We start from the raw sequence: 8,396 nt of genomic DNA, 5'->3' as shown, positions 1-8,396 counted from the left end.
GCGGACCCGCACCCGATCGGGGGTGCGGGTCCGCGGCGTCCTCACGGTGCGTGAGCGGGCCGCGCCCGGCTCTCCGCTGCGACGACCTCGGCCGTCGATGCCTCGGCCGTCGATGCCTCAGCCGTCGATGCCGACGGCCTCCTTGGCCAGGTCGGCCAGCCGGGTCTGGGTGGCGCTGATGACGCCCGAGCGGTTCTTGTGGGTCTCCTCGTAGCGGATCACCACGCGCAGCTCGTGCGCGCTGGTCAGCTCCTTGACCGCCTTGACCGCGTCCTGGGTGGACAGCGAGTCGTAGCCCTTGATCGGCAGCTCGTCGGCGGTGACGTCGCCGAGCTCCTCGCGGGCGGCCTTGGCGGCGTCGGCGGCGTCGCGGTGCCCGTCCCGGCGGGCGATCCGCTCGGCCCGGCGCAGCGACGCGCTGCGCCCGACGGTGAGGGTCTCCCGGACGGCGTCGGAGAACGACCCGGCCTTGCCGGCCACGGCGCCCAGCTTGTCGCGCTGCTGCTGGGCGCTGTCGATGACCACGTTGACGCGGTCGGCGACGAACCGCACCGGCGCGTTGGCCGCGCGGGCGGCGGTGCCGGCGACCCACTGGAACGGCGTCGGCTGCAGCGCGGCCGGCCCGCCCATCGCGTGCTCGGCGAGGACGACGGTCAGCCACTCGACGGTGGCCCGGTGCGCGGTGACCAGCCGCTCGGCCAGCCGCTGCACCTGCGGCAGCTCGGCCTGCTCGGCGAGGACCTTCAGGTAGGTGGCGCGGTCGAGCAGCTGGTGCTCGAGCTGCAGGTCCTGCAGCAGCGCCTCGTCGAGCGGCTCGGCCTGCTCGACACCGGCCTTGAGCAGCGCGGCCAGCCGGCCGAGGGCCGGCGTCACGACGTCCGGCACGCCACCGAGCGCGCGCAGCTGCTCGGTGAGGGCGCGGGTGCGCTCGGCGGCGTGGTCGGCGTTCTGCTGCAGCTCGCGGCGGACGGCGTCGGTGCGGGCCTGCGCCACCCGGGTGCGGGCGACCTGCTCCTCGGTCCGGGTCAGCAGGACGAGGGCCCGCAGCTGCTCGACGACGGTCGAGGTGAGGGTGGGACGGATCGTGTCGGTCACGGGGGCTCCAGACTTCGGGGATGACCTGACGTCCGGATGGGTGCCCAGGTGCTCACTGTTGCAAGCACCCTGCTAGCAGTGAGTCGCGTCACGTCCGCCCGGTGGTCACCGCGCCGGGACGGCGGGCTTGCCCGGGCGGTCGAGCCGCAGCACCGGCTGGGTGAGCTCGTCGACCAGCGGGGAGCGCGGGCGCGGCGTCTCCCGCGGGGGCACGGCGCGGCCGCAGCCGACGCAGAACCGGCCGGCCTGCGCGGCGGCGCCGCACTGGGTGCAGGACATGGGTGCCTCCTGGGGTCCGGGGAGCACGGGGCTCCGCTCGACCGGGGACCCTGCCATCCCGGGGGCCGGCACCGCCCCGTCCCGGGATGGGTGGGACGACACGTCACCAAGCCGTCATGCGGGCCGCCGCGCGGGGCACCGGTGCAGGTCAGCCGGTCAGCGCCGCGAGCCGGTCGAGGAAGGGCAGCTGGCCGCGCACCAGTTTCGCCCGGGCCTCGGCCAGGCCGAACCAGGCAGCCCGGTCGATCTCCGGGAAGTGCTGCACCCGCCCCGACCGCGGGGGCCACTCCAGCGGGAAGGTGGTGCTGCGGCAGGCGTCGGCGTCCAGCTCGCCCTCGGCCGCCCAGAGGGTGAGCACCTTCCCGCCGGCCCGGTGCTCGCCGAGCGGCACGAGCTCGGCGGCCGGCACCGGGGAGCCGAGCTCCTCCTCGAACTCGCGGCGGGCCGCGGCCAGCGGGTCCTCCCCCGGGTCGTGCTCGCCCTTGGGCACCGACCAGGCGCCGTCGTCCTTGCGCGCCCAGAACGGCCCGCCCATGTGCCCGAGCAGCACCTGCACCCCGCCGTCCGGGCCGCGCCGCCACAGCAGCACCCCGGCACTGGTCCTCGCCACCCGTGCAGCCTGCCCCGGGGGGAGCGGCGCCGCCCGGCGCTGGGGGGAGGCAGCCGGGCGGCGCCGCGGTCGGGGGGCCGGCGCTACAGGCGCGCCAGGGCCTCGGGCAGGTCGACCACGTCGGCGTACTTGGCGTCGAGGTCGGCGAGGTTGGCCTCGTGGACCGCGACGGTCCGGTCCGCGCAGGCCTGGCGGACCACCTGGGGGCGGAAGCCGGAGTTGAGCGCGTCCATGGCCGTGGCCCGCACGCAGCCCGACGTCGACACCCCGGTGACCACCACGGTGTCCACGCCGGCCGCGTGCAGCGTCGAGGCCAGCGAGGTGCCGAAGAAGGCCGAGGCGTACTGCTTGACCACCAGCGGCTCGCCCGGGGCGGGCTCCAGCGCCGGAGCCCCCCAGTCGCCGGGGGCGTCGGCGGCGAAGCAGGCCAGCGCCGGGACCTTCTGCACGAACAGCCCGGCGTCCTCCAGCCCGGCGGCGTACCGGACGGCCGTCCAGACCACCGGGTGGCCGGCGGCCCGGGCGGACTCGACGAGGGCCGCCGTCGCCGCGACCGCGGGCCCGGGGTCGGGCAGCGCGAACGGGCCGCCCGGCTCGGTGTAGGCGCGGCAGAGGTCGACCACCAGCACCGCCGGGCGGGTCCCCCAGCCGACCCGCCCGGAGAACGCGGCCCCGTGCGGCCCGCTCACCCGGCACCCCGGCGATCACGGCGCCGCGACCACCGCACGGCCCCGCGGAGCGGTCCCGGTGCCATGATCGCGGGGGGACCGCCGCTCACCCCGCCGCCCACACCGGGCGCCTCGGGGCGGGCAGGCCGGTCTCCTCCTCGCACCGGGCCAGCAGCTCCTCGATCGGCGGGCCGGAGTCGAAGACCGGCAGCTCGGCCGGCCGGTCGGCGCGCAGCTGGTCGCGCAGCGTCTCGGTGGCCCCGGCGTCCACCTCCCCGCCGTCGCACACCACGACCCCGTACCGGCGGGCGCCCTCCTGGGTCACCAGGCCGCGCCGGACCTCCCTCGCGACCAGCTCCGGGTCCCGCTCCAGCGGGTCGCCCCACCCGCCGCCGCCCCAGGTGACGAAGTGCAGGACGTCGCCGGGCCGGACCGGCACCCCGTGGCACTTGCTGGGCAGCACCTCGCGGGTGCCGTCCGCCCGGTCGATCCACTTGCGCCCGCGCGCGCCGGGCTGCCCGCCGTTGACACCCCACGGGTAGGTCAGCCAGCGGTCGTCGTGGATGGCGATCTCGCCCGGCTCCTCGAAGACGTAGGCGACGTCGACGCCGTTGCCCCCGCGGTGCAGGCCGGCCCCGCCGGTGTCGGGGACGGTCTCCCACCTCTCGATCCGCAGCGGGTAGTAGGACTCGAGGTACTCGCAGGGGATGTTGACGAAGCTCGGCCACAGCGAGTGCCCGTCCGGGCCGTCGCCGAGCGGCCGGCCGGGGATGCCGCCGAACCCGATCGAGTAGAGCTGGAACCACTCCCCCTTCCGCTCGCCCGAGGAGTAGTGGCCGGAGTACATGAAGTGCGGCGAGGAGGAGAACCCGGCGGCGTTGAGCAGCGCCGGGTTGGTCTGCCCGAGCAGCCCGCCGAACAGGTCGAACACCCGGCCGATGCCGTGGTTGCGGCCGTTGAGCGCGGCCGGGTGCGCGGGCTTCCAGTACGACCCGTCCGGGATGGTGACGTCGATCAGCGGGTAGAAGCCGTCGTTCCACAGGATCTGCGGGTCGGCGACGGTGATCATGTAGATCCCGAAGAACATCCGGGTCAGGTTCTCGTTGATGTAGTAGTTGATCGGCCCGGCGGCCTGCGGCGAGGAGCCGGTGAAGTCCAGGTGCACCTTCTCGCCGGTGCGGGTCAGCGACAGCTTGAGCTCGTACGGGCCGTTGCCGACGCCGTCGTCGCAGATGTAGTCGGTGAACGAGAGCGTGCGGCCCTCCTCGAAGACCGTCTGCAGCAGCACCTTCATGGCGTCGTGGTTGCGCTGCAGCAGCGCGTCCAGCGCCGAGAGGTAGGTGGCGGTGCCGAAGCGCTCGCACATCTCGACCACCCGCCGCCCGGCGGTGCGGCAGGCGGCGACCAGGCCGTTGAGGTCGGCGCGGTTCCAGTCCGGCATCCGCACCTGGTTGAGGATGATCCGCAGCGCGTCCTCGTTGAGGACCCCCGCGCGGTAGAGCTTGAAGGGCGGGATGACCACGCCCTCCTCGTAGATCGTGCGCGCGTCGGTGGGCATGGACGACGGCGTCTTGCCGCCGACGTCGGACATGTGGCCGAACATCGACGCCCAGCCCACGACCCGGCCCTCGTGGAAGACCGGCATCACGACCAGCCAGTCGTTGGCGTGGCTGATCGCCGCCCCGCAGGCGTACGGGTCGCTGGTGAGCAGGACGTCGCCCTCCTCGACGGTGTCGTCGAAGCCGTCGAGGAAGTCGGGGACGGACAGGCCGAACTGGCCGACGACCATCTTGCCGCTGGGGTCGCCGATCAGCGGGAACTCGTCGTGCTGCTCGCGGATGCCCGGGGACAGCGCGGTGCGGAACAGCACCTCGTCCATCTCGTAGCGGGCGTTGCGCAGCCCGTTCTCGATGAGGTCGAGGGTCACCGGGTCGACCTCGACGGGCTCGACGGTGCCGGTGCTGGTCTCGATGATCCGTGCCATGGCGCTCAGCCCTCCTGGACGGGGTTGATGAGCAGCGAGCCCGAGGGGTGCACGGCGGCCGCGTGCCCGGGCAGGACGAGGGTCGTGGAGTCCATCTCGGTGACGATGGCCGGGCCGGTCACCACGTCCCCGGCCCGCAGCCGCGCCCGGTCGTAGACCCGCGCGGTCACCTGCTCCCCTCCGACGTGCACGGGGTGCTCGGTGACCAGCGCGGCCGACGGGTCGCCGTCCCCCTGCTCGAGGTGCACCGGCGCGACGTCCGGCCGGGGGCCGGTGACCGCGGCGCGGGCGTTGACCAGCTCGTGGTCGACGTCGAGCAGGAAGGAGAACAGCCGGTCGTGCTCGGCGTCGAAGGCCTTCCCGAGCTCGGCCAGCGGGTCCCCCGCGTCCAGCCAGGACGGGTCGACGTCCACCGGGATCTCGAAGCCCTGCCCGTGGTACCGGACGTCGACCTGGAACCCCACGGTCTGCTCCTCGCGCGCCAGCCCCTGGCCGGCCAGGCGGGCCCCGGCCTCGTCGGCGAGCTCCCGCAGCACCTGGGCCAGCTCCGCGCCGGTCAGCTGGCCGAAGCGCCGCAGCACGGTGCGCGCGGACTCGTCGCGCAGGCTCGTCGTCGCGTCGCCGAGGGCGCAGAGCACGCCGGGGGACGGCGGCACGATGACCGGCCAGGCGCCGGTGAGCCGCCCGAGCGCGTTGGCGTGCAGCGGCCCGGCGCCGCCGAAGGCCACCAGGGCGAAGTCGCGCGGGTCGAAGCCCTGCTGCACCGAGACCAGCCGCAGGCCCCCGAGCATGTTCTCGTTGACGATGTCGACGATGCCCGCGGCCGCCGCCTCGGGCGACTCCAGGCCCATGGCCTCGGCCACCTTCGAGACCGCGGCCCGCGCGGCCTCGGTGTCGAGGGTGATCTCCCCGCCGGCCAGCGCGGAGGGCAGGTACCCGAGGACGACGTCGGCGTCGGTGACCGTGGGCTCGGTGCCGCCCTTGCCGTAGGCCGCCGGGCCGGGGTCGGCGCCGGCCGACTGCGGGCCGACCCGCAGCGCCCGGGTCAGCTCGGGCACGTGGGCGATCGACCCGCCGCCGGCCCCGACGGTGCGGACGTCGACGCTCGAGGCCCGCACGGTCAGGTCGCCGACCTTCGTCTCCCGGCCGATCCGCGGCGCGAGGTCGCGGACCAGCGCGACGTCGGTGGAGGTGCCGCCCATGTCGAAGGTGATCAGGTCGCGGTACCCGCACTGCTCGGCCACCCAGACCGCGCCGGTGACGCCGCCGGCCGGGCCCGACAGCAGCATGGTGACCGGGGCGGCCACGGCGGCCTCGGCCGAGGAGAGCCCGCCGTCGCTGCGCAGGATCGACAGGTCGCCGGTCACGCCGCCCTGGTGCAACCCCTCGGAGAGGTGCTGGACGTAGCGGGCGACCTGCGGCTGCACGTAGCCGTTGGCCACCGTGGTGAGGGTGCGCTCGTACTCGCGCAGCTCGGGCAGGACGTCGGAGGACAGCGACACCGGCACGCCCGGCAGCACCTCGGCGGCGATCTCGGCCACCCGCCGCTCGTGCGCGGGGTCGGCGAAGGAGTTGACCAGGCTGACCGCGAGCGCCTGCACGCCGTGCCCCTGGCCCCCGTGGCCGGCGAGCTTCCCCAGCTGCCGGCGGACGTCGTCGTCGTCCAGCGGGCGCACCACGCCGCCGTCGGAGGCGATGCGCTCGTCGACCTCGACGGTGTTCTCCAGGTCGGCCAGGGGCTCGGGCTTGGGCCAGATGATCCAGCCGGCCAGCCCGCCGGGGACGAAGGAGCGGGCGATCTGCAGCACCTGGCGGAAGCCGCGGGTCGTGACCAGGCCGACGACGGCGCCCTTGCCCTCGAGGATCGCGTTGGTGGCGACCGTGGTGCCGTGCAGCACCGAGGCGACCTCGGTCAGCCCGATGCCGGCCTCGGCGCACACCCGCTCGATGCCGTGCAGCACGCCGACGGCCTGGTCGGCCGGCGTGGAGGCCGTCTTCGCCCGCCAGGTGGCGCCACTGTCCTGGTCGACGAGCAGGACGTCGGTGAAGGTGCCGCCGACGTCCACTCCGAGCCGGTAGCTCATGCGGACTCCTCTTCTCGGGGGGCGTGCTCACGGGCGGCCCGGACCATCACGGCGCGGGCGTTCGCGATGTGCGCGGTCATGACGGCGCGGGCCCAGTCGGCGTCGCCGGCCCGGACGGCCGCGACGATCTCGGCGTGGTGGCCCAGGCTGCGCCGCAGCGAGGCCTCGTCGTAGGTGAGGAAGTTGCGCCGCACGATCGGCGGGTGGATCGCCGCGGCCAGCGCGGTCGCCAGGGTCGGGTGCCCGGCCAGGGCGACCAGGCGGTCGTGGAAGGCCCGGTTGAGCGGGACCAGCGCGTCGAGGTCCTGCTCCGGCCCGGGGGAGCCGACGGCCAGCATCCGGCCGGCGAGGTCGTCGAGCTCGTCGACGTCGGCGGCGGTGGCGTTCGGGACGGCGTACGCGGTCAGCTGCGGCTCGAGGCTGGACCGCAGGTCGAACACGCCCTCGAGCTCGGCCACCGTCCAGGTCGCGACCCGGGCGCCGCGGTTGGGCGTGATCTCCACCAGGCCCTCGGCCGCCAGCCGGGACAGCGCCTCGCGGACCGGGGTGCGGCTGACGCCGAGCCGGTCGGCCAGCTCCACCTCGCCCAGGCGCGCGCCGGGGGCGAGGTCCCCGCTCATGATCATGTCGCGCAGGGTGGAGAGCGCCCGCCCCGCCGACGTCAGCGACCGTGTCAGCCGTCACACCCCCTCGCAGATTGTGTGCAAAGGTAGGGGTGGCCGAGTCAGCTGACAACGGTGCCGGGAGAATTTGCGGCGACCTGCATACAACCTGGGAGGCGGGCGTGGGGGATCTGATCGGGGGCGGCCGCGCTCCGCGGTCCCGGCTGCGGGAGCTGCTGGCCGGCCCGCGGCCGCTGGTGGCGCCGGGGGCGTACGACGCGCTGTCGGCCCGGCTGGTCGAGCAGGCCGGCTTCGAGGCCGTCTACATGACCGGCTTCGGGACGACGGCCTCGCTCATCGGCCGCCCCGACGTCGGGCTGCTCACCGGCACCGAGATGGTGGACAACGCCCGGCGCATCGCCTCCGCCGTCGACCTGCCCGTGGTCGCCGACGCCGACACCGGCTACGGCAACGCCCTCAACGTCGTCCGCACGGTGCAGCTCTACGAGCAGGCCGGCATCGCCGGCATCCAGCTCGAGGACCAGGTGATGCCCAAGAAGTGCGGGCACATGAGCGGCAAGGCGCTGGTCGGCACCGACGAGATGGTGGGCAAGATCCGCGCCGCGGCGGCCGCCCGGCGCGACCCCGACCTGGTGCTCGTCGCCCGCACCGACGCGGTGGCGGTCACCGGGGTGGACGACGCGCTGGCCCGCGCCCGCGCCTACGCCGGGGCCGGCGCCGACGTGCTGTTCGTCGAGGCGCCGACGTCGGAGGCCGACGTCGAGCGGGTGGCGCGGGAGCTCTCCGGCGTCGCGCCGCTGGTGTTCAACTGGGCCGAGGGCGGGCGCACCCCCCCGCTGTCGCTGGAGCGGATCGGCGAGCTCGGGTTCTCGCTGGTCATCTACCCGATCGGCACGCTGCTGGCGGCCACGGCGGGGATGCGCGCGCTGCTGGCCGCGCTGCGCCGCGACGGCGTGCCCGCCCTGGAGGGGCTGCCGACCTTCGAGGAGTTCACCGACCTGGTGGGCCTGCCGGAGGTGCAGGAGCTGGAGCAGCGCTTCGCCGGCGGCTGAC

Annotated in this window: 8 protein-coding genes; 1 reads left to right on the top strand and 7 read right to left on the bottom strand. The window is 75.1% G+C overall.

Annotated elements, in window-relative coordinates; genetic code table 11:
* Positions 1 to 117 precede the first annotated feature (117 nt).
* The 7 genes from ACI8AC_RS22235 to ACI8AC_RS22205 all read right to left on the bottom strand — a co-directional run bounded on the left by ACI8AC_RS22235 (position 118) and on the right by ACI8AC_RS22205 (position 7,346).
* A complete protein-coding gene (locus tag ACI8AC_RS22235) occupies positions 118 to 1,095 on the bottom strand; it encodes a ferritin-like domain-containing protein (RefSeq protein WP_456900024.1) in 978 nt (325 codons plus the stop codon).
* Between the two features lie 105 nt (positions 1,096 to 1,200).
* Positions 1,201 to 1,374, bottom strand: a complete 174-nt coding sequence (locus tag ACI8AC_RS22230; RefSeq protein ID WP_456900023.1) for a hypothetical protein — start codon at positions 1,372 to 1,374, stop codon at positions 1,201 to 1,203.
* Between the two features lie 148 nt (positions 1,375 to 1,522).
* Positions 1,523 to 1,984 carry an NUDIX domain-containing protein gene (locus tag ACI8AC_RS22225; RefSeq protein ID WP_456900022.1) on the bottom strand — a complete coding sequence of 154 codons (462 nt, stop codon included), beginning with the start codon at positions 1,982 to 1,984 and terminating at the stop codon, positions 1,523 to 1,525.
* Positions 1,985 to 2,067: 83 nt separating this feature from the next.
* Complete coding sequence (locus ACI8AC_RS22220; protein WP_456900021.1) at positions 2,068 to 2,673, bottom strand: isochorismatase family protein; 606 nt, start codon at positions 2,671 to 2,673, stop codon at positions 2,068 to 2,070.
* 85 nt (positions 2,674 to 2,758) lie between these two features.
* Positions 2,759 to 4,636, bottom strand: coding sequence for a hydantoinase B/oxoprolinase family protein (locus ACI8AC_RS22215; protein WP_456900020.1), 1,878 nt, complete (start codon positions 4,634 to 4,636; stop codon positions 2,759 to 2,761).
* Between the two features lie 5 nt (positions 4,637 to 4,641).
* On the bottom strand, positions 4,642 to 6,720 hold the full coding sequence (locus ACI8AC_RS22210; RefSeq protein WP_456900019.1) for a hydantoinase/oxoprolinase family protein: 2,079 nt from the start codon (positions 6,718 to 6,720) through the stop codon (positions 4,642 to 4,644).
* The gene (locus tag ACI8AC_RS22205; RefSeq protein ID WP_456900018.1) at positions 6,717 to 7,346 is read right to left on the bottom strand and encodes a GntR family transcriptional regulator; all 630 of its coding nucleotides are present in this window, start codon (positions 7,344 to 7,346) and stop codon (positions 6,717 to 6,719) included. Before ACI8AC_RS22205 ends, ACI8AC_RS22210 begins: the two co-directional genes overlap by 4 nt.
* A gap of 158 nt (positions 7,347 to 7,504) precedes the next feature.
* Between ACI8AC_RS22205 and ACI8AC_RS22200 the strand changes: the two genes are divergently transcribed.
* Positions 7,505 to 8,395 carry an isocitrate lyase/PEP mutase family protein gene (locus tag ACI8AC_RS22200; protein WP_456900017.1) on the top strand — a complete coding sequence of 297 codons (891 nt, stop codon included), beginning with the start codon at positions 7,505 to 7,507 and terminating at the stop codon, positions 8,393 to 8,395.
* Position 8,396 lies beyond the last annotated feature (1 nt).

The sequence above is a fragment of the Geodermatophilus sp. SYSU D00758 genome, from assembly GCF_054049955.1.
Note: the sequence above shows the minus strand (reverse complement) of the source record. Positions and strands in the feature narration are given on the sequence as shown.

Excerpts from the sequence above, each read along its gene's own strand:
- ACI8AC_RS22210 (WP_456900019.1), bottom strand. The coding sequence starts at position 6,720 with ATGAGCTACCGGCTCGGAGTGGACGTCGGCGGCACCTTCACCGACGTC.
- ACI8AC_RS22230 (WP_456900023.1), bottom strand. The coding sequence starts at position 1,374 with ATGTCCTGCACCCAGTGCGGCGCCGCCGCGCAGGCCGGCCGGTTCTGC.
- ACI8AC_RS22205 (WP_456900018.1), bottom strand. The coding sequence starts at position 7,346 with ATGATCATGAGCGGGGACCTCGCCCCCGGCGCGCGCCTGGGCGAGGTG.
- ACI8AC_RS22215 (WP_456900020.1), bottom strand. The coding sequence starts at position 4,636 with ATGGCACGGATCATCGAGACCAGCACCGGCACCGTCGAGCCCGTCGAG.